This window comes from Actinophytocola sp. (genome assembly GCF_009379765.1).
Classification (GTDB): domain Bacteria; phylum Actinomycetota; class Actinomycetes; order Mycobacteriales; family Pseudonocardiaceae; genus Actinophytocola.
In genome coordinates this window covers 1-19,877 of record NZ_WHTD01000006.1, presented here as the reverse complement: position 1 = coordinate 19,877, position 19,877 = coordinate 1, and the positions used below count along the sequence as shown (strand labels likewise).

Genomic DNA, 19,877 nt, shown 5'->3' with positions numbered 1-19,877 from the left:
GCCGCGTCGGGTCGTGCCAGGATGGCACCGTGACGTCCGAACCGGCGGCCGAGTGGCGAGCGGTGGATCTCGGGGTCCGCCGCAGCCTGGAACTCGCCCACCAGACGCTGCTCGCCGGCGGCCTGCCGGTCGGCGCGGTCCTGCTGGACGGCGCCGGCGAGATCGTCGCGGAGGGCCGCAACCGCTGCTACGACCCGCCCGGCGGCGACGACCCGCTCCAGGGCACCCCGCTCGGCCATGCGGAACTGGTCGCGCTGGCTGGGGTGAGCACCGCCAGGGACCTGTCGGCGATGGCGTTGTGGACCTCCCACCGGCCGTGCCCGATGTGCGCGGCGGCGTGCGCGTTCACCGGGGTGGGCACGGTCCGGTTCGTGGCACCCGACCCGTCGGACCCGGAGGGCGGAGCCGATCCGGACGACGTGGACCACCGGTGGCTGGTCGTGGCCAACCTGCTGTTCCTGACCGGGATCCGCGCCTACGTCGGCCCGTCCGCGCCCATGATCGCGCGCGCCAGGTTCCGGGAGCCGGAGACCGTCGACCTGCTCGACACCACCGAGCCTGGCACGCTGCGCGCGGGCACACTCACCGAGGCGCTCGCCCCGATCCGGCACCGGATCGACGCCGCGGCGGACCGGCGGCGGGACCGGGTCGGCTGAGCCGCGCCCGCTACAGCGAGGCGATCAGCCGTTCGACCCGCTCGTCCACCGCGCGGAACGGGTCCTTGCACAGGACCGTTCGCTGAGCCTGGTCGTTCAGCTTCAGGTGGACCCAGTCGACCGTGAAGTCCCGGCCCGCTTGTTGTGCGGCCGCGATGAAGTCGCCGCGCAGCTTCGCGCGGGTGGTCTGCGGCGGGGTGTCCTTCGCGGCCTCGATCTCGCCGTCGTCGGTCACCCGAGCCACCAGGTCCTTGCGCTGCAACAGGTCGAAGATGCCGCGGCCGCGGCGGATGTCGTGGTAGGCCAGGTCCAGCTGGGCGATCCTCGGGCTCGAGAGTTCCATGCCGTGCTTGGCTCGGTAGCGCTCGACCAGCCGGTGCTTGATGGCCCAGTCGATCTCCCGGTCGATGCGGCCCAGATCCTGCGCCTCCACCGAGTCGAGCGTGCGGCCCCACAGCTCGATCACGCGGTCCGCGACGGGATCCGGGGAGCGCTTCGCCACGTGCTCGACCGCGCGGCTGAAGTACTCGCGCTGGATGTCCAGCGCCGAGGCCTCCCGGCCACCCGCCAGCCGGACCAGGCGGCGGCCGGTCAGGTCGTGGCTGATCTCGCGGATCGCCCTGATCGGGTTGTCCAGGCTGAAGTCCCGGAACTGGACGCCGTCCTCGATCATCTCCAGGACCAGGTTGGCGCTGCCGACCTTGAGCAGCGTCGTCGCCTCGGCCATGTTCGAGTCGCCGACGATGACGTGCAGGCGGCGGTAGCGCTCGGCGTCCGCGTGGGGCTCGTCGCGGGTGTTGATGATCGGGCGCGACCGGGTCGTGGCCGACGAGACGCCCTCCCAGATGTGCTCGGCGCGCTGGGACAGGCAGTACACCGCGCCGCGCGGGGTCTGCAGGACCTTGCCGGCGCCGCAGATCAGCTGTCGGGTGACCAGGAACGGCAGCAGCACGTCCGCGATCCTGGAGAACTCCCCCGCCCTCGTGACCAGGTAGTTCTCGTGGCAGCCGTAGGAGTTGCCGGCCGAGTCGGTGTTGTTCTTGAACAGGAAGATGTCGCCGCCGATGCCCTCGTCGGCGAGCCTGCGCTCGGCGTCGACGAGCAGGTCCTCGAGGATCCGCTCGCCCGCCTTGTCGTGGGTGACCAGCTGCACGAGGTCGTCGCACTCCGCGGTGGCGTACTCCGGGTGGGAGCCGACATCGAGGTAGAGGCGCGAGCCGTTCCGCAGGAACACGTTCGAGGAACGACCCCAGGACACCACCCGCCGAAACAGGTACCGCGCGACCTCGTCCGGACTCAGCCTGCGCTGGCCGTGAAACGTACAGGTCACGCCGAACTCGGTCTCGATGCCGAAGATCCGCCGCTGCATTCTCTTAGCCTAGGCGTTGAACGGCCGAAGGTGGTCGGGCCGCTCCGAGGTGAGATGAACGCGTCATCCACACCGACGGACGGTGAACCGCGTCAGCCCTCGTCAGTGGCACCGTCGCCGTCCGGCTTGGGGTCCATCGACTCACCCTCGGGCTTCTCGTCGGGCTCGGTGCCCGCGGGCAGCAGCGCGGTGAGCGCCGCGCCCTCGATGCGGCGGAACGCGCGCCGCGGCCGGGACCGCTCCAGGACCGCGACCTCGAGCTTGCCGACGCCGTTGTCGCCGTTGGCCGCGGTGGTGCCGGAGGACAGTGCGGCGGCCGCGAACGCCACCGCGTCCTCGAGCGACATGCCCTCCTGGTAGGAGTCCTTCATGGTGTTGGAGATGGGCTCGGTCTGGCCGCCCATCACCAGGTACTGCGGCTCGTCGACGATGGAGCCGTCGTAGGTGAGCCGGTAGAGCTGGTCGGTCTCCGGCGTTGCGGTGACCTCGGCGACGCAGATCTCCACCTCGAACGGCTTGAGCTGGTCGGTGAAGATCGACGCGAGCGTCTGGGCGTACACGTTGGCGAGCTGGCGGGCCGAGACGTCCTGCGGGTCGTTGGCGTAGCCCCACAGGTCGACGTGCCGGATGCCGCCGCGGCGCAGGCTCTCGTACTCGCTGTAGCGGCCGGCCGCGGCGAACCCGATGCGGTGGTAGATCTCGGACACCTTGTGCAGCGTGGTCGAGGGGTTCTCGGCGACGAACACCACGCCGCCGGAGTACTTGAGCGCGACCACGCTGCGCCCCCGCGCGATGCCCTTGCGGGCGTACTCCGAGCGGTCCCGCATCAACTGCTCGGGCGAGGCGTACAGCGGCATGGTCACGGCGGTGGCTCCTCGTTCGCTTCTGGTGTGTCTGGCGGGATCAGCCGCGCGGCTGGATGGACCGCTCGGCGACGACGGCCTCGGCCACCGTGGCAGCCTCGTCGTCGGGAAGGTGCACCGCGCCGTCGGCGGCGGTGATGGTGATGACGCTCGGGTAGATCTTGCGCGCCAGGTCGGGACCGCCGGTAGCCGAGTCGTCGTCGGCGGCGTCGTAGAGCGCCTCCACGGCGTGCCGGACGGCCGTGCCGGCGTCGCTGCCCGGGTCGTAGAGCTTCTTGAGCGCCGAGCGGGCGTACGGGGAGCCGGAGCCGACCGAGTGGAAGCCGGCACGCTCCTCGTAGCGCCCGCCGACCACGTCGTAGGACACGATCCGGCCGGCCTTCGACGGGTCGTCGGCCGCGGTGTCGAGGCCCACGAACAGCGGCAGCACGGCGAGCCCCGCCATCGCGACGTCGAGGTTGCCGCGCACCAGCGCGGCCAGCTTGTTGGTCTTGCCGTTGAGGGACAGCGTGACGCCCTCGATCTTCTCGTAGTGCGACAGCTCCAGCGTGTAGAGCCGGACCAGCTCGAGCGCGATGCCGGCGGTGCCGGCGATGCCCACCGCCGAGTAGTCGTCGGTGACGTACACCTTCTCCATGTCGCGCTGGGAGATGAGGTTGCCCGACGTCGCCCGGCGGTCACCCGCGACGAGCACGCCGCCGTCGAAGGTGACCGCGACGATGGTGGTGCCGTGCGGCGGAGGTGAGCTCAGGTCGCCCACCTGCCGGCGCGCCTGCACCGGCCCGGCCGACCCCAGCCCACCGAGCGAACCGGGGAGCAGGTGGGGTGCCTGCACCCGGAGGAAGTCGGTGAACGAGGACGTTTCGGCCGTCAGGTAGGCAGCTGGCAACGAGGCGCCGGGCGTGGCGCGAGACGGGGTGTGTTCCATGCCTGCTTTCGTTCCTGGTTACGGATGCCGCGGCGGGTGTCCGGGACGAACTTACTCGCCGCCCTTTTGGACGTATGCGCGCACGAAGTCCTCGGCGTTCTCCTCGAGCACGTCGTCGATCTCGTCGAGGATGGTGTCCACGTCCTCGCCGAGCTTCTCCCTGCGCTCCTGACCGGCCGGCCCGCCGCCGTCGACATCGTCGTCGCCGTCACCGCCGCCTTGCCGCTGAGTCTGCTCCTGGGCCATGTCGCCTCCCGGATCGGGATTGTCTGTCTCAAGATTACCGGCCGGGACCGACATAATCGCGGACGATCACGACGATGATCGCGATTCGCTCCTGGCGAACGGCCCGGCGGACCCGTCAGCGACGGGGTCCCCCGGTGAGTGCGTCGACCAGCTCCTCCGCGGTCGCCGAGGCCTCCAGCAGCTCCCCGACGTGCGCCTTCGTGCCGCGCAGCGGCTCCAGCGTCGGGATCCGGACGAGCGACTCGCGGCCCAGGTCGAAGATCACCGAGTCCCACGAGGCGGCCGCGATGGCGTTCGGGTAACGCTCCAGACAGCGGCCGCGGAAGAACGCCCGGGTGTCCAGCGGCGGGGTGGTGATGGCCGCCGTGACCTCCTCCTCGGTGACCAGGCGCTTCATCGAGCCGCGGGTGACCAGCCGGTTGTAGAGGCCCTTGGCCAGCCGCACGTCGGAGTACTGCAGGTCGACCAGGTGCAGCCGGGGCGAGGACCAGCCGAGGCCGTCTCGGGCGCGGAAGCCCTCGAGCAGCCGGAGCTTCGCCGGCCAGTCGAGCCGGTCAGCGCACTCCATCGGGTCCCTGGCCAGCGTGTCCAGGATGTCGCCCCAGGTGCTGAGGACGTTCATCGCGACGGCGTCCTGCTCGGTGCGCTCCAGGTTCTCCGAGATCAGCTCGTGGTAGGCGTGCTGGATGTCCAGCCCGGTGAACTTGCGCCCGTTGGCGAGCTCGACGGTCGCCTTGAGGCTCGGGTCGTGCGAGAGCGTGTGCACCGCGCGGACCGGGTCGGCGAGCTTGAGGTGGTCGAACCGCAGGCCGCTCTCGATCATGTCGAGGACGAGCGCGGTGGTGCCGACCTTGAGGTAGGTGGACATCTCGGCCAGGTTCGCGTCGCCGATGATCACGTGCAGGCGGCGGTACTTGTCGGCGTCCGCGTGCGGCTCGTCGCGGGTGTTGATGATGCCGCGCTTGAGCGTGGTCTCGAGACCGACCTCGACCTCGATGTAGTCGGCGCGCTGGGAGAGCTGGAAGCCCGCCTCCTCGCCGGCAACGCCGACGCCGACCCGGCCGGAGCCGGTGACGACCTGGCGGGAGGCGAAGAACGGGGTGAGGCCGGCGATCACCGCGGTGAACGGGGTGCTGCGGGCCATCAGGTAGTTCTCGTGGGTGCCGTAGCTCGCGCCCTTGCCGTCCACGTTGTTCTTGTACAGCTGCAGGCGCGGCTGGCCGGGGACGGTGGCCGCGCGCATGGCGGCCTCCTCCATGACCCGCTCCCCCGCCTTGTCCCAGATGACGGCGTCGCGCGCGTTGGTGACCTCGGGCGCGGAGTACTCCGGGTGCGCGTGGTCGACGTAGAGCCGCGCGCCGTTGGTGAGGATGACGTTGGCCGCGCCGAGGTCCTCGACCTCGGGGTCGGCGGGTGGCATGCCCGGCGCGCCGAGGTCGAACCCGCGCGCGTCGCGCAGCGGTGACTCGACCTCGTAGTCCCACCGCGCGCGCCGCGCCCGCGGGATGTCCGCGGCGGCGGCGTAGGCCAGCACTACCTGGGTGGAGGTCAGTACCGGGTTGGCGGTGGCATCTCCGGGGACGGCAATGCCGTACTCGACCTCGGTGCCCATGATCCGGCGCATGTCGCCAGCCTACGGGCAGCCCGAAGGCGCGCCGCAGGTGTGTCGTCCGCCGCACGGTCAGGCCCAGGTGAGCGCCGCGCGGTCCCGCCAGTAGGTCTCCGGGGCGGTGGCCAGGTCGGCGAGCCCCTCGACCGGCGGCACGCGCAGGGCCTCGAGGTTGCGGCTGAGCTGTTCGGGGCCGACCGGCCCGAGCAGCACCGTGTCCGCCCAGGGCCGGGCCAGCACCGCGGCCAGGGCGACGGCGTCCGGACCCACCCCGTGCTCGGCCGCCAGGGCCGCGACCGCCGGCGGTGGCGAGACCGCCAGGCGACCGTTGGCCAGCGCCTCCTTGACCAGTACGCGAGCGCCGGTCGAGTGCGCCTCGGCCAGCGCGTCGCCCACCGACGGCTCGAGCACGTTCCACGTCGACTGGACCGCGGTGAAGACCCGCACCCCGTGCCGCTCCAGCGCCAACGCGCGGCGCACGGCGTCGGCCTGACGCGGGCCCGACGTGGAGAAGCCGACCCGCACGCCGAGGGATGCCAGCGTGTCCTGCAGCGCCAGGTCCTCGAACAGCGGGCTGTCCGGGGTGAGCGAGTGGACCTGGTACAGCGCGATGTGCGAGCCGAGCAGCGCCGAGCTCTCCGCCCACTGCGCGGTGAACCGGGCGAGCGAGTGCTCCTTCACCTCGTGCACCGGCGCGTCGAGGCGCCACTCGCCCACGTAGGCGTAGCCCCACTTGCTCGACACCGTGACGTCGGCGGACGCCCGCGAGGACAGCCAGCCCGCCAGGAACTCCTCGGCCAGGCCGTAGGAGCGCGCCACGTCGACCCAGCGCACGCCGGCCGCGTACGCCCGGTCGAGGACCTCCCAGGAAGCCGCGCGCATCGCGTCGACCGAGCGGTCCGCGGGCAGCTCGGCGCGGCCGACGTTGATGTAGGCCGGACGGCCGAGGGCGGCGAGCCCGAGCCCAAGCCGCTCGACACTCGCCGCCCTCGGTGCAGTGTCGAGCTGTTCGCTTCGCTCAGCCACTACACGCCGTCGTTACTACAGGTACTGGCCGGTGTTGCTGGCCGTGTCGATGGCCCGGCCGGTATCCTGGTTCTTGCCGGTGACGAGCGTGCGGATGTAGACGATCCGCTCACCCTTCTTGCCGGAGATCCGCGCCCAGTCGTCGGGGTTGGTGGTGTTGGGCAGGTCCTCGTTCTCCGCGAACTCGTCGACGATCGCGTCCAGCAGGTGCTGCACGCGCAGGCCGGCCTGCTGGGTCTCCAGCACCGACTTGATCGCGTACTTCTTCGCCCGGTCCACGATGTTCTGGATCATGGCGCCCGAGTTGAAGTCGCGGAAGTAGAGCACCTCCTTGTCCCCGTTGGCGTAGGTCACCTCGAGGAAGCGGTTGTCCTCGGTCTCCTCGTACATCCGCTCGACGGTGTGCTGGATCATCGCGTCGATGGTCGCCGCCGGGTCGCCGCCGAACTCCGCGAGATCCTCCGCGTGGATCGGCAGGCTCTTCGTCAGGTACTTGGAGAAGATGTCCCTGGCCGCCTCCGCGTCCGGCCGCTCGATCTTGATCTTGACGTCGAGCCGGCCCGGTCGCAGGATCGCGGGGTCGATCATGTCCTCCCGGTTGGAGGCACCGATCACGATCACGTTCTCCAGGCCTTCGACACCGTCGATCTCACTGAGCAACTGGGGCACGATCGTGGTCTCCACATCCGAGGACACACCGCTGCCCCGGGTACGGAAGATCGAGTCCATCTCGTCGAAGAACACGATGACCGGTGTGCCCTCCGAGGCCTTCTCCCGCGCCCGCTGGAAGATCAGCCGGATGTGCCGCTCGGTCTCGCCCACGAACTTGTTCAGCAGCTCCGGGCCTTTGATGTTGAGGAAGTACGACTTCGCGTCCTTCGTGTTGCCGTCGCCCCGGCTCGCCGCCACCTGCTTGGCGAGCGAGTTGGCGACGGCCTTGGCGATGAGCGTCTTGCCGCAGCCGGGCGGGCCGTACAGCAGCACGCCCTTCGGCGGCCGCAGCTCGTACTCGCGGAAGAGCTCGGCGTGCAGGAACGGCAGCTCCACCGCGTCGCGGATCTGCTCGATCTGCCGGAACAGGCCACCGATCGACGCGTAGTCGACGTCCGGCACCTCCTCCAGCACCAGGTCCTCGACCTCCGCCTTGGGCACCCGCTCGTAGGCGTACCCGGACTTGGTGTCGACCAGCAGCGAGTCGCCCGGCTTGAGCGTGGCCTCCCGCAGCGGGTCGGCGAGCCACACCACGCGCTCCTCGTCGGCGTGCCCGACGACCAGCGCGCGTGCCGGCGGCACGCCCTCCTCGGCCTCCGCGAGCAGCTCGCGCAGCGTCGACACCTCGCCGATCCGCTCGAACTCACCCGCCTCGACGATGGTCAACGCCTCGTTCAGCCGGACCGACTGACCACGGCGCAACTGGTCCACCTCGACCGCAGGCGACGCCGCGACCCGCATCTTGCGGCCCGCGGTGAACACGTCGACCGTGCTGTCCTCGTGACCCGCCAGGAAGACGCCGTAGCCGCTGGGCGGCTGGGCCAGGCGATCCACTTCCTCACGCAGGGCCAGCAGCTGGCTCCGTGCCTCGCGCAACGTCTCGACGAGCTTGGCGTTGCGCTCGGTCAGCTGGCTGACCCGCTCCGACGCCTCCGCGAGCCGCTGCTCGAGCAGCCGCGCATGTCTCGGCGAGTCCGTCAGCTTCCGGCGCAGCAGCGCTACTTCCTCCTCGAGGAACCGGATCTGGGCGGTCTCCGACGGTTCTTGCCCAGATGCCGGCGTGGGTCCAGCGCCGTGCTCGTCGGCCTCCTCGGGCCGACCACCGGGACGATCGTGCTGCATGTCGGCACCTCCTCCCGCTAATACTCTTGGTCCCACGGTACCGGTGCATACCGACAAAGTAAGAGCATCCACATCTCGGAACCGTCGCGTCACATGGCCGAAACCGAAGTCGCGGGTGATGGGCGGCCGGTAGATTGCGCCATCTCAGCGAGTGTCGGAACCACCTACCCGCTACGGTGCGTCAGGACCAAGGCCGGCAGTCGGGTCGGTACGGCCGACGCCGACGTCCACACCAGACTTGGCGACGAGATCGCCACCGAGGGAGATGTTTCGATGTCGCAACCGCCGCAGCAGCCAGGGCCGTGGGGAGGGCAGCCCGGCTACGGACAGCAGCCAGGCCCTGGTCAGCAGCCTGGTGGCTATCCGCAGCAGGGCGGTTACCCGCAGCAGGGGGGCTACCCGCAGCAAGGCGGCTACCCGCAGACCGGGCCGCAGCCGCAGCAGCCCGGTGGATATGGGCAGCCGGAACAATTTGGACAGCCCGGGCCGTACGGCCAGCCGGGTGGTTACGGTTACCCCCCGCAGAAGAAGAGCCCGATGCCGTGGATTCTCGCCGGCGGCGGCGTCGTCGTGATCGCGGTCGTGGTGGTCCTGATCCTCGCGCTGTCCGGCGGGTCGGACACGAGCAGCCCTGAAGGCGTCGCCGAGTCCGCGGTCGACGCGTTCAACAACCAGGACGCCGACGCGATCGCCGACCTGAGCTGCGACGCGACTGAGTCCGACGTCGACAAGTCGATCGATCCGGAGGCCATGGGCCTGCCGTCGGGCCTCGAGGTGAGCGCCGAGCTCGGCGAGGTCACGAAGGACAGCGACACCGAGGCGAGCGCCAAGGTCACGCTGACCCTCTCCGGGGACCTTCCGGAGGGCATGCCGGAGGGCATGAACAGCCAGGAGATGACGCTGAAGATGTCCAACAAGGACGACAAGTGGTGCGTCGACGACCTGGTGCCCAACATCTGACGGGTGCCACAACTCGATGACGATCGCCGCCGGGGCCCGGGTCCCGGCGGCGATCGCCGTAATCGGGACAATACGATGTCTTCCGGGGGAACGGGTCGTTCGGCGACTCCGTCTAGCTTGTGTTGGCACACCTGTTGAAGGAGTCCGGGCCGAGATGACCTACCCACCGCAGCCGCCGGGTCCGTACGGGCAGGACCCGTACGGGCAGCAGCGACCCCCGCAGACTCCGCCCTACGGCGGCCAGTCCGCCTACCAGGGCCTCGGCAGCTACGGAACTCCTCCGCCCCCACCGCCGAAGAAGCGCAACACCGGCATGATCGTCGCGATCGTGGTGATCGTGCTGCTGGTCGTCGGCGGCGGTGGCGTGGCGCTCGTCGTGCTCAACAAGGACGACAAGCCGGCCGCGCAGGACGACGGCAAGACCGAGGCGCCGAAGTCCGACGACCCGACGACCGACCCCACGGACGACGACACCACGACGGACGACGAGCCCACCGACGAGAACAACTCCAGCAACACCCCGGACGACGTGCGCGACGCCTACATGACCGCGTACGAGAACAAGAGCTTCGGCGAGGTCGTCGACAGCGCCTGTGCGGCCTACAAGAGCAAGTACGGCACGGACACCTCCGAGCTCGAGACCACCCTCGCGCCCTTCGACATCACGGCCACCGCCAGCGGCGAGCCGGACGTCAACGGCAACACCGCGACCGCCAACATCGACCTCGAGCTGTCCCAGGGCGGCACGACCGAGCGGCCGAGCATCTTCATCAAGATCGTCGAGGAGGACGGCGAGTGGCGGTTCTGCGGTGAGGGGGAGGCCTGATCACCGACCGGCCGCTGGTCCGCCGCGCCGGCATGATCGCCGTGCTGCTGCTGGGCCTTCTGCTGGTGCTGGGTGCCATCGGCCTCGTCATCTACCTGCTGTTCGGCCCGGACGACCCGGAGGAGGCGGCGCCACCGCCGGCGACCGGGACGAGCGCGCCGCGGTCCCCCGGCTCGACCGCGCCGCCGTCCCAGGGGACCGGCGGCGGCTCGGAGCCGGACACCGGGTCGGGCACCGGGTCGGGCTCGTCCGCGGTCCAGGGACCGGATCCCGGTGGCACCGACGACCTGGAGGCAACCGCGCGCGACTACGTTGACGCGGTGAACGACCGCGACGAGGCCGCGGCCACCGGGCTCACCTGCGAGCGCGCCAACCCGGGCACGCTCTACTCGGTGACCGAAGGACGCAACGTTCGGCTCGGCAAGGTCGAGGTACTGGAAGGAACGGTCGGCACCGCACAGGTGACCGTCGGGGACGGTGAGACCGCGTTGTTGCTGGAGAACAGGGAGGACGGCTGGTGCGTGGCGATCTGAGGGCGGTCCGGTGACCGACACCAACGAGGACCCGGGTACGAACCAGGACCCACCGGAGAAGCCGGCGAGCAGACGCGGGGCCGTCGTGGCGATCGTCGCCGCGGTCGTCGTGCTGGCGGTGGTCGGCCTGGTCGTCTACCTGCTGGTCAAGCCCGGCGACGACGACAACGCCGACCCGAACCTGCCGACCATCACGGGCTCGGCGCCACCGAGCTCGGAGGCACCCACCCCCGAGCCGGGCGGCGAGCAGCCCGGCCCGCTGACCACCCCGCCGCCGCCCGCGGACGAGAACGTGGCCGCGGCGCGCACGGTCGCCGAGGAGGCCGCCGCGGCGATCGAGAGCCGGGACGTCTCCGCGATGGAGGAGCTCGCCTGCGACCCGAGCGCGGTCGGCACGGTCGAGGAGTTCCCGCCGGAGGCCACCGCGCGGCTGGTCGAGAACCCGCAGATCACCGGCGACAAGGCCACCGCACAGGTCGAGCTGACCATCGCCGGCAGCGAGCCGACGGTAGTGCCGCTGCCGCTTGAGAAGCGCGGCGGCAAGTGGTGCGTGCCCTGACCGGTCAGGCGCGCTGAGCCCGCCGCTGCAGCCGGGGTGGCAGCACGCCATCGGCGAGGCGGCGGGTGGTCAGCACGAACGCGGTGTGCGCCACCATCCGGTGCTCGGGGCGCACCGCGAGCCCGACCACGTGCCAGGGTCGCATCAGCGTCTCCCACGCCTGCGGCTCGGTCCAGCACTGCTGCTCGCGCAGCGCCTCGGTGACCTTGGACAGCTGGGTCGTGGTGGCTACGTAGACCACCAGCACGCCGCCCGGGAGCACGCTTCGCGCGACCACGGGCACCATCTCCCACGGCGACAGCATGTCCAGGATCGCGCGGTCGACCTCCCCGGTTCCGTCGGCGCCGTGCTCGGCCAGGCTGCGCACGTGTAGGTCCCAGTTGGCCGGGCGCTCGCCGAAGAACGCAGTCACGTTCCGCTCGGCGTGCTCGGCGTGGTCGGCGCGCACCTCGTAGGAGGTCACCCGGCCCTCCGGACCGACCGCGCGCAGCAGCGAGCAGGTGAGCGCACCGGAGCCGGCACCGGCCTCGAGCACGCGGGCGCCGGGGAAGATGTCGCCCCACACGATGATCTGGCCGGTGTCCTTGGGGTAGATCACCTGCGCGCCGCGCGGCATCGAGAGCACGTAGTCGGCGAGCAGCGGGCGCAGCGCGAGGTAGGCGGTGCCGCCGACCGAGCTGACCAGCGAGCCCTCGGGCTGCCCGATGACGTCGTCGTGGGACACCGCGCCGCGGTGCGTGTGGTACTGCCCGCCCGGGGTCAGCACCAGGGTGTAGTGCCTGCCCTTCGGATCCGTGAGCTGCACCCGGTCCCCCACCCGGAACCGACCGCTCGCCCTGACCTCGCCCACCCTGCTCCCTCGTGTCCTCGCGCCGTGTGCGCCCCGGTGATCGTCGCAGAGACCCGGCCAGGGCCGAATGGGGGCCGGCACTACTCTGACGGCCGCCATGCCGGGCGCTCACCAGGGGGAGCCATGACCTATCCGCCGCAACCACCGGGTCCGTACGGTCAGCAGCCGGGTCCCTACGGACCGCAAGGTCCTTACCACCAGGGCCCCCGCAACCAGGGGCCGTACCCACCCCAGCCGCCGCAGACGCCCTGGGGCGCAGGAGACCAGGGTGGCTTCCCGGTCGGACCGCCGCCGGCCAAGCCGCGGACCGGGCTGATCACCAGCTTGGTCATCGTCGCGATCCTCGTCGTGGGTGGTGGCGGGGTCGGCGCGTACCTCCTGCTCGGCAAGGACGACGACACCGGGAGCGGTGGCGGTGGCGGCGACGCGCGGTCGGCGGCCGAGTCGTACGTGGGGAAGCTGACGACGATCCTCAACACCGACCTCCAGGACATCGACCTCCACCCGCTCCAGCCGCTCGCCTGCGCGGGCGACTACGAGAAGCTCGACGAGGAGATCGAGGACGCGCGCGACTTCTCGAAGAGCCACAGCGCATCGCCCGGCGACCAGCCCGAGGTCGGCCTCACCATGAAGGACTACGAGCCGACGTCCGACGGCGCCACGTTCACCCTGACCCAGACCGTCGAGGACGACGACGGGGACTCGCGGAAGATGACGGTCGCCAAGGAGGACGGCGACTGGACGGTGTGCGGCCTCTACCGCGACGAGGACGAGGACCGCCCGTCGCCGACCGCCGACAACGGTGACGACCATGACGGTGACGGTGACGGTGACCGTCCGTCCACGAGCCGCCGGCTGCCGCCGAACCCGATCCCGACCACGAACTAACGCCGACCGGTGAGGCCGGCGCGCAGGTCCTCGCGGCGAAGCACGCCCGCGGGCCGGCCGTCCTGGTCCACCACCAGGAACTGCCACGCGGCGGTCTCCTGCACGCGCTCGACGATGTCCTCCCCCGGCTCGGAGTCCAACAGCACGGACTCCGGCCGGATGGGCTCGGCGGCCTGCTCGGCCGGTGCCATCGGGGACCGTTCGGCCAGCCGCTCCGCGGCGTACGGGTCGAGCAGCCCGGCGGCGACGCCGTCGGCGCGGACCAGCACGACGCCCCGGCCCGCGGCCGCGCTGAGCGCGTCGGCGACCGGACTCTCCGCGGGCAGCTGCAGGATCGGCCGGGTGAGGTCGGCGAGCGTGAGCCCTTCCGGCCAGCTGCGGCGGTGGTCGGCGGCCAGCTCGCCACGCGCGCCGGACGCGACGAACCACGCGGTCAGGGCGCAGACGCCGAGGCGCAGCCATCGGTCCGGGCTCTCGGTCGCGAGACCCCAGAGGGCCCACAGCATCAGCAGCCCGGCGACGAGCCACCCGCCGACGACGGCGGCCCTGGTGCCGACGCCGCGGTCCCCGGACACGGCCCACACGCCGGCGCGCAGCATCCGGCCGCCGTCGAGCGGCAGGCCGGGCAGCAGGTTGAAGACCGCGACCGCGACGTTGGCGACGGCGCACTCCAGCACCAGCAGCCACACCGGTCCCTCGGCGGGCATGAACAGGAGGATGAACCCGCACAGCGCGGCGAGCACCGCCGACACCGCGGGCCCGGCCGCCGCGATCACGCCCTCGTGCGCGGGCCGCCGGGGCGTCCGGGTGATCTCGGCCAGCCCGCCGAGGAGGAACAGCCGGAGCCGGCGCACCGGAATCCCGAGATGCAACGCGACGACGCAATGGCCGAGCTCGTGGGCCAGCACGGACGCGCCGAGCAGGATCGCGAAAGCGGCGGCCAGCAGTATCGACACGACCGCGGTCGCCTCCGGAAGGAACCGGCTGACGAGCGGCGCGTAGAGCACGATGACCGCGACCGACCCCACCCACCAGGACGGGGACAGCAGGACGGGCACGCCACGGAACCGGAACAGCAGCAGGCCGCCCTCGCGGTCCGGCGTCCAGATGGCGCTCACCCTGAAAGAGTATGGGGCAAAGTGTGGGGACGCGGTGATGGCCGCACCCCTCGATCGGGTTGACTCGCGGCGGTGGGCCTCCCGAGAGTGTCGGTGCCCTCGCCTAGGGTTCGTGCCATGACCGACACAGCGACGCTGCCCACTTCGGAGGCCGGCACCCCGGCGCCCCGACGGCCGGCGCTGTCGCCGTCCCGGGCCGGGGACTTCAAGCAGTGCCCGCTGCTCTACCGCTTCCGCGCGGTCGACCGGCTGCCCGAGACACCCACGCCCGCGCAGGTCCGCGGCATCGTGGTGCACGCGGTGCTGGAGGAGCTGTTCGGTCTGCCGGCCGCCGAGCGGGTGCCGGACCGGGCCCACGCGCTGCTGTCGCCGGTGTGGCAGCGGCTGCGCGAGGAGCGCCCTGAGCTGGCGGAGCTGTTCACCGAGGACGACGCCCTGGCGTCGTGGCTCGAGTCGGCCACCCGCCTCATCGACGGCTACTTCACCCTGGAGGATCCGCGCCGCCTCGACCCCGAGGCACGCGAGCTGCTGGTCGAGACCGAGCTGGCCTCCGGGGTCCTGCTCCGCGGCTACATCGACCGGCTCGACGTGGCACCGACCGGCGAGATCCGGGTGGTCGACTACAAGACCGGCACCGCGCCCCGCGAGATCGGCGAGGCCAAGGCGCTGTTCCAGATGAAGTTCTACGCGCTGGTCGTGTGGCGGCTGCGCGGCACGGTGCCCCGTCAGCTCCGCCTGATGTACCTGGCCGACCGCCAGTCCCTCACCTACACCCCCGACGAGGCCGAGCTCACCCGCTTCGAGCGCACCCTCGACGCGGTGTGGCAGGCGATCCTGCGGGCGGGCAAGACCGGCGACTTCCGCCCGAACAAGAGCCGGCTGTGCGACTGGTGCGCCCACCAGGCCCGGTGCCCTGCCTTCGGCGGCACGCCACCGGAGTACCCGGGCTGGCCCGAGCCCGACCCCGGCGAGGAGACACCCCTGGACCGCGCCGACTGATGTCGTGGTGTGCCGGATGCGCCCCGAGGTGAACGTCCGCTAACTTCCGGAGTCATGACCGACGCGTTCTACGAGCCCTTGGGCGACGGCAGGTTCACCTCCACCGTCCACACCACCGGCCCCTGGTCCGCCACGACCCAGCACCTGGGCCCGCCGAGTGCCCTCCTCGCGCGGGCCATGGAGAACCTTCCGACGAACGCGCCGATGCTCATGGCCCGGTTCACGGTCGAGATCCTGGGCCCGGTGCCGGTGGCCGAGGTGGAGGTCACGGTGAGCGTCGAACGGCCGGGGCGGGCCGTGGAGCTGCTCGGGGCCGAGCTCAAGGCCGGTGACCGGACGGTGGCCCGCGCCCGGGCATGGCGCCACATCGCCTCGGACACCGGCGCGGTGGCGGTCGCCGTCGACGAGCGGCTGGCGCCGCCCGAGGACGGGGAGCCGATGCACCGCCCGGAGAGCTGGGGCGCCGGATACCTCGACGCGATGGAGTGGCGTGCGCTGGAGGGCCACCTCGGCAAGCCCGGCCCCGCCACGGTCTGGGCCCGCCAGGGCGTCGACCTCGTCGCGGGCGAGCGGCCGACCGGGCTGCAGCGCCTGCTGGTCGTGGCCGACTCCGGCAACGGCGTCTCCGGCCGGATGGACCCGCACGACTGGCTCTTCATCAACTCCGAGCTGACCGTCCATCTCCACCGCGAGCCCGCGGGCGAGTGGATCGCCTTGGACGCCACCACGGCGATCGGACCGAACGGGATCGGCACCGCGTTCAGCGTCCTGCACGACCTCACCGGCCCGGTCGGCCGCGGCGCCCAGGCGCTCCTGGTCCGGCCGCAGCGTTAGCGCCGCGTCAGAGGCGGCAGGAGCGGATGTCGGAGGCCAGCACGGCCTTCGCGCCGAGGGCGGCCAGGCGGTCCATCACCGGGTTGGCCTCGTTGCGCGGCACCATCGCCCGCACCGCCACCCACTCCGGGTCGGCGAGCGGCGCGACCGTCGGCGACTCGAGGCCCGGCGTCACCGTGATCGCCCGGTCGAGCAGCGCCTTCGGGCAGTCGTAGTCCAGCATCATGTACTGCTGCGCGAACACCACACCCTGCAGCCGGGCCGCGAGCTGGTCCTTGGTCGCGGAGCCGTCCGCGTTGGTGCCGTGCAGCAGCACCGCCTCCGACTCGCAGATCGGGTCGCCGAAGGCCACCAGGTTGTGCTGGCGCAGCGTCCGGCCCGAGCCGACGACATCCGCGATCGCGTCGGCCAGGCCGAGCTGCACGGAGATCTCCACCGCGCCGTCGAGCCGGATCACCTCCGCCGTGATCCCACGGGCGGCCAGGTCCTCCCGCACGAGGCGGGGGTAGGACGTGGCGAGCCGCCTGCCCGCGAGCTCCCCGACCTCCCACGTGCGGCCCGCCGGCGCGGCATAGCGGAACGTGGAGCCGCCGAAGCCGAGGGCGAGCCGCTCGGTCACCGGCGCGCCGGAGTCCAGCGCCAGGTCGCGCCCGGTGATCCCGAGGTCGAGATCGCCCGACCCGACGTAGACCGCGATGTCCTTGGGACGCAGGAAGAAGAACTCCACGTCGTTCGTGGGGTCGAGCACGGTCAGGTCGCGCGACTCGTGTCGCCCGCGGTACCCGGCCTCGGCGAGCATCTCGGCGGCCGGACCGGCCAGCGCGCCCTTGTTCGGCACGGCAACCCGCAGCATGATCATGACTCCAGTGGGCTCGGAGATACGGCTCAGAGGTGGCGGTACACGTCGTCGAGGGTGAGGCCGCGGCCCAGCATCAGCACCTGCACCCGGTACAACAGCTGGGACACCTCCTCGGCAAGGCGCTCGTCGGACTCGTGCTCGGCGGCGATCCACACCTCGCCGGCCTCCTCGAGCACCTTCTTGCCCTGCGCGTGCACCCCCGCGTCGAGCGCGGCGACGGTGCCGGAGCCCTCGGGCCGGCTGGCGGCCCGGTCGCGGAGTTCGGCGAACAGCTCGTCGAACGTCTTCACGAGCACAGATCCTTTCATCCCGCCCGAAGCGCGCCCGCACCGGACATCACCACGGAGACGTCACCGAACCGCGAGTGGCAGGACGACCGGGAGCGTGCGTGGCCCGCCGGCTGATCCTTGATACGGCAGCGTTCTGCTGACCACCGACGCCGCCGCGCGGTTCGACCAGCTACCCCGGTGTCAGGTCGGAAGTCGTGAAGATCGACTGAGGGTAGGTTCAACCGCTGAACAGACCGGTCAGGTCGGCCACCGTCAGCCCGTTGAGCGAGGAGCGGAACACGCGCCGCTCCCCCGGCTCCACCGGGACCTCGCAGGGGACCACGAGCACCGTGCAGCCCGCCGCCACCGCCGAGGCGGTGCCGGTCGGTGAGTCCTCGATCGCGACACAGGCCGCCGGGTCGACGCCGAGCAGGCGGCACGCCTTGAGGTACGGCTCGGGCAGCGGCTTGTTGAGGCCGTCGACCTCGTCGCCGCAGACCGTCACGTCGAACAGGTGCCGGCCGACCGTGCCGAGGGCGATCTCGGTCAGGTCCCGCTCGGTGGAGGTCACCAGGGCCATCGGGAAGCCCACGGCGCGGACCGCGGCGAGCGCGGCCTCGGCGCCGGGGCGCCACGGCAGGTCCTGGCGGAACACCTCGGCCATCCGCCGGTCGATCCACGCCGCGCCGTCCGCGACCTGCTCCGGCGACGGGTCGGGGATGCCCACCTCGGCGTAGAGCAGGCGCAGCGTCACCATCACGTTGGTGCCCACCATCGCCTGCCGGGTGGCCGTCGAGAGCTGGCCGCCCAGCTTCTCGGTCAGCTCGTACAGCGGGATGTCCCACAGCTTCTCGGAGTCGAGCAGGGTGCCGTCGAGGTCCCACAGGACAGCGGCAGGGCGGCTGTTGACTCGGCTCATATGTTGACGTACTTGGCTTCCGGGTGGTGGAGCGACGACACGCCCGGCTCGGATCGCGGACGTCGATTGGCCGCTGTGACGTTGCGCACAGCCTTGACCGGGCCACGGTGCGCCGTGCCCATCGCCCCGCCCATCGCCCGGTCGGCGACGAGCACTTGCTCGGTCAGGGCGTGGAGCAGCCCCGACGTGGTGTCCGCTGGCATGCGACCAAGCCTACGATCCCCCGCCATTCGGCACGGGTCGTAGGCTTGCCCGGTGACCGATCCGGACCAGCAGCCGCCGACCCCGTCCCCAGCCGACGAGGAGCGCCCACTCGTCGAGCCAGTACTGGTGGCGGCGTTCGAAGGTTGGAACGACGCGGGAGACGCCGCCAGCGCCGCGATCGAACATCTCCAGCTCACCTGGGAAGCGACGGACCTGGTCGAGATCGACCCCGACGACTACTACGACTTCCAGGTCACCCGGCCGACCGTGCGCATGGTGGACGGGGTGACCAGGCGGGTCGAGTGGCCGACCACCCGGCTGTCGGTGTGCCGCCCGCCGGGGGCCGCCCGGGACGTCGTGCTCATGCACGGCATCGAGCCAAACATGCGGTGGCGCAGGTTCTGCGCCGAGCTGCTCGAGCACATCGACCAGCTCGGCGTGACCACCGTGGTGACGCTGGGCGCGCTGCTCGCCGACACCCCGCACACCCGGCCGGTGCCGGTGACCGGAACGGCGTACGACGCCGCGTCGGCCGCCCAGTTCGGCCTCGAGCGGTCCCGGTACGAGGGCCCGACCGGCATCGTCGGCGTGCTGCAGGACGCCTGCGTGCAAGCCGGCGTGCCGGCGATATCGATCTGGGCCGCGGTGCCGCACTACGTCTCCCAGCCGCCGTCACCGAAGGCCACACTCGCGCTGCTGCACCGGGTCGAGGAGGTCCTCGACATGGAGGTGCCGCTAGGCCAGCTGCCCGACCAGGCCGAGGAATGGCAGCAGACGGTCAGCGAGATGGCCGCCGAGGACGAGGACGTGCGCAACTACGTGCGGGCGCTGGAGGAGCGCGGCGACGCGGAGACCGCGCTGAACGAGACCAGCGGCGACGCGATCGCCGCGGAGTTCGAGCGCTACCTGCGCAGGCGGCGACCGGGCGGACCGGGCCGGGGTCCCACCGGTCCTGGCGCCTGAGTGGTCGATCGGCTGGTCGATCGGCGTCGCCTCGCGGTCGCGGGTCTGCATGCCGGCGCGTTCCTCGGACCGTTCGGCGGCGGCGTCACCTCGGCGATGCTGCCGGAGCTGGGTGCCGAGTTCGACGTGTCCGCGGCGGGCGCGTCCGCGACGATCACCGCGTACCTGGTGCCGTTCGCCGGGCTGATGCTGTTCTCCGGGACCCTCGGCGCGCGGTGGGGGCTGCGGCGCAGCGTGATCGGGGCGTACGTGGTGTCGATCGTCGGGTCCGCGCTGTGCGCGATGGCGCCGACGTTCCCGCTGCTGCTGACCGGTCGGGGCGTGCAAGGCGTGGCCAACGCGTTCACGACGCCGCTGCTGATCGCGACGATCGCGGCGGCGACGCCGCGGGCGCGGCTCGGCCGGTCGCTCGGGTTGTTCGCGTCGATGCAGGCGGCCGGGCAGACCTCGGCGCCGCTGCTGGGCGGGTTGGCCGCCGAGGCGAGCTGGCGGCTCGCGTTCGTGGGCGTCGGCGTGGCGGCCGCCGCGCTGGCGGTGATCGGCCTGCCGCCCTCGGCCGCGTCCCG

24 protein-coding genes are annotated in these 19,877 nt (G+C 71.7%); 10 read left to right on the top strand and 14 right to left on the bottom strand.

Annotated elements, in window-relative coordinates:
* Positions 1-29: 29 nt before the first annotated feature.
* Positions 30-656 carry a nucleoside deaminase gene (locus GEV28_RS02835; RefSeq protein ID WP_291408259.1) on the top strand — a complete coding sequence of 209 codons (627 nt, stop codon included), beginning with the start codon at positions 30-32 and terminating at the stop codon, positions 654-656.
* 10 nt (positions 657-666) lie between these two features.
* Here GEV28_RS02835 and pafA read toward each other — a convergent pair whose 3' ends face one another.
* From pafA to GEV28_RS02795, 8 genes are all read right to left on the bottom strand, one after another.
* Positions 667-2,025, bottom strand: a complete 1,359-nt coding sequence (pafA, locus tag GEV28_RS02830) for a Pup--protein ligase (protein ID WP_291408257.1) — start codon at positions 2,023-2,025, stop codon at positions 667-669.
* A gap of 92 nt (positions 2,026-2,117) precedes the next feature.
* Positions 2,118-2,888, bottom strand: a complete 771-nt coding sequence (prcA, locus tag GEV28_RS02825; protein ID WP_291408256.1) for a proteasome subunit alpha — start codon at positions 2,886-2,888, stop codon at positions 2,118-2,120.
* Between the two features lie 40 nt (positions 2,889-2,928).
* Positions 2,929-3,816 (bottom strand): proteasome subunit beta, encoded by an 888-nt coding sequence (gene prcB, locus GEV28_RS02820; RefSeq protein WP_291408254.1) that lies wholly within the window; start codon positions 3,814-3,816, stop codon positions 2,929-2,931.
* Between the two features lie 51 nt (positions 3,817-3,867).
* Positions 3,868-4,062, bottom strand: coding sequence for a ubiquitin-like protein Pup (locus GEV28_RS02815; protein WP_291408252.1), 195 nt, complete (start codon positions 4,060-4,062; stop codon positions 3,868-3,870).
* A gap of 115 nt (positions 4,063-4,177) precedes the next feature.
* Positions 4,178-5,686 carry a depupylase/deamidase Dop gene (dop, locus tag GEV28_RS02810; protein WP_291408250.1) on the bottom strand — a complete coding sequence of 503 codons (1,509 nt, stop codon included), beginning with the start codon at positions 5,684-5,686 and terminating at the stop codon, positions 4,178-4,180.
* Between the two features lie 57 nt (positions 5,687-5,743).
* The gene (locus GEV28_RS02805; protein ID WP_291408248.1) at positions 5,744-6,697 is read right to left on the bottom strand and encodes an aldo/keto reductase; all 954 of its coding nucleotides are present in this window, start codon (positions 6,695-6,697) and stop codon (positions 5,744-5,746) included.
* A 15-nt stretch (positions 6,698-6,712) separates the two neighbouring features.
* On the bottom strand, positions 6,713-8,530 hold the full coding sequence (gene arc, locus GEV28_RS02800) for a proteasome ATPase (protein WP_291408246.1): 1,818 nt from the start codon (positions 8,528-8,530) through the stop codon (positions 6,713-6,715).
* A 171-nt stretch (positions 8,531-8,701) separates the two neighbouring features.
* Positions 8,702-9,001 carry a hypothetical protein gene (locus GEV28_RS02795; protein WP_291408243.1) on the bottom strand — a complete coding sequence of 100 codons (300 nt, stop codon included), beginning with the start codon at positions 8,999-9,001 and terminating at the stop codon, positions 8,702-8,704.
* Between the two features lie 66 nt (positions 9,002-9,067).
* Here GEV28_RS02795 and GEV28_RS02790 point away from each other — a divergent pair, with 66 nt between their 5' ends.
* The 4 genes from GEV28_RS02790 (at position 9,068) to GEV28_RS02775 (ending at position 11,408) form a co-directional block, all read left to right on the top strand.
* On the top strand, positions 9,068-9,490 hold the full coding sequence (locus GEV28_RS02790) for a hypothetical protein (protein ID WP_291408240.1): 423 nt from the start codon (positions 9,068-9,070) through the stop codon (positions 9,488-9,490).
* Between the two features lie 154 nt (positions 9,491-9,644).
* Entirely contained in the window at positions 9,645-10,316 is a 672-nt protein-coding gene (locus tag GEV28_RS02785; RefSeq protein WP_291408239.1) for a hypothetical protein, read from the top strand.
* Between the two features lie 32 nt (positions 10,317-10,348).
* A complete protein-coding gene (locus GEV28_RS02780; RefSeq protein WP_291408237.1) occupies positions 10,349-10,849 on the top strand; it encodes a hypothetical protein in 501 nt (166 codons plus the stop codon).
* Positions 10,850-10,859: 10 nt separating this feature from the next.
* Entirely contained in the window at positions 10,860-11,408 is a 549-nt protein-coding gene (locus GEV28_RS02775; RefSeq protein ID WP_291408235.1) for a hypothetical protein, read from the top strand.
* A gap of 4 nt (positions 11,409-11,412) precedes the next feature.
* Here GEV28_RS02775 and GEV28_RS02770 read toward each other — a convergent pair whose 3' ends face one another.
* Complete coding sequence (locus GEV28_RS02770; protein ID WP_291408233.1) at positions 11,413-12,258, bottom strand: tRNA (adenine-N1)-methyltransferase; 846 nt, start codon at positions 12,256-12,258, stop codon at positions 11,413-11,415.
* Positions 12,259-12,381: 123 nt separating this feature from the next.
* On the opposite strand from GEV28_RS02770, the gene GEV28_RS02765 reads away from it, so the two are divergent.
* Positions 12,382-13,146 carry a hypothetical protein gene (locus GEV28_RS02765; RefSeq protein WP_291408231.1) on the top strand — a complete coding sequence of 255 codons (765 nt, stop codon included), beginning with the start codon at positions 12,382-12,384 and terminating at the stop codon, positions 13,144-13,146.
* Here GEV28_RS02765 and GEV28_RS02760 read toward each other — a convergent pair.
* Positions 13,143-14,264: a site-2 protease family protein gene (locus tag GEV28_RS02760; protein WP_291408229.1), complete on the bottom strand. Its 1,122-nt coding sequence runs from the start codon at positions 14,262-14,264 to the stop codon at positions 13,143-13,145. The two genes, GEV28_RS02765 and GEV28_RS02760, sit on opposite strands and share 4 nt — an antisense overlap.
* Before the next feature lie 117 nt (positions 14,265-14,381).
* On the opposite strand from GEV28_RS02760, the gene GEV28_RS02755 reads away from it, so the two are divergent.
* Positions 14,382-15,263 carry a RecB family exonuclease gene (locus tag GEV28_RS02755; RefSeq protein WP_291408226.1) on the top strand — a complete coding sequence of 294 codons (882 nt, stop codon included), beginning with the start codon at positions 14,382-14,384 and terminating at the stop codon, positions 15,261-15,263.
* A 54-nt stretch (positions 15,264-15,317) separates the two neighbouring features.
* Positions 15,318-16,097: a thioesterase family protein gene (locus GEV28_RS02750; RefSeq protein ID WP_291408224.1), complete on the top strand. Its 780-nt coding sequence runs from the start codon at positions 15,318-15,320 to the stop codon at positions 16,095-16,097.
* A gap of 7 nt (positions 16,098-16,104) precedes the next feature.
* Here GEV28_RS02750 and hisG read toward each other — a convergent pair whose 3' ends face one another.
* From hisG to GEV28_RS02730, 4 genes are all read right to left on the bottom strand, one after another.
* A complete protein-coding gene (hisG, locus tag GEV28_RS02745) occupies positions 16,105-16,950 on the bottom strand; it encodes an ATP phosphoribosyltransferase (RefSeq protein ID WP_291408222.1) in 846 nt (281 codons plus the stop codon).
* 32 nt (positions 16,951-16,982) lie between these two features.
* Positions 16,983-17,246 (bottom strand): phosphoribosyl-ATP diphosphatase, encoded by a 264-nt coding sequence (locus tag GEV28_RS02740; protein ID WP_291408220.1) that lies wholly within the window; start codon positions 17,244-17,246, stop codon positions 16,983-16,985.
* 217 nt (positions 17,247-17,463) lie between these two features.
* Positions 17,464-18,144 carry an HAD family phosphatase gene (locus GEV28_RS02735; protein WP_291408218.1) on the bottom strand — a complete coding sequence of 227 codons (681 nt, stop codon included), beginning with the start codon at positions 18,142-18,144 and terminating at the stop codon, positions 17,464-17,466.
* Positions 18,141-18,347: a hypothetical protein gene (locus GEV28_RS02730; protein WP_291408216.1), complete on the bottom strand. Its 207-nt coding sequence runs from the start codon at positions 18,345-18,347 to the stop codon at positions 18,141-18,143. The genes GEV28_RS02735 and GEV28_RS02730 overlap by 4 nt, the downstream gene beginning before the upstream one ends.
* Positions 18,348-18,399: 52 nt before the next feature.
* Here GEV28_RS02730 and GEV28_RS02725 point away from each other — a divergent pair, with 52 nt between their 5' ends.
* Together GEV28_RS02725 and GEV28_RS02720 are read left to right on the top strand one after the other, a co-directional pair.
* Positions 18,400-19,311 carry a PAC2 family protein gene (locus GEV28_RS02725; protein ID WP_291408215.1) on the top strand — a complete coding sequence of 304 codons (912 nt, stop codon included), beginning with the start codon at positions 18,400-18,402 and terminating at the stop codon, positions 19,309-19,311.
* On the top strand, positions 19,312-19,877 hold a 566-nt coding region (locus GEV28_RS02720), incomplete at its 3' end, for an MFS transporter (protein ID WP_291408213.1).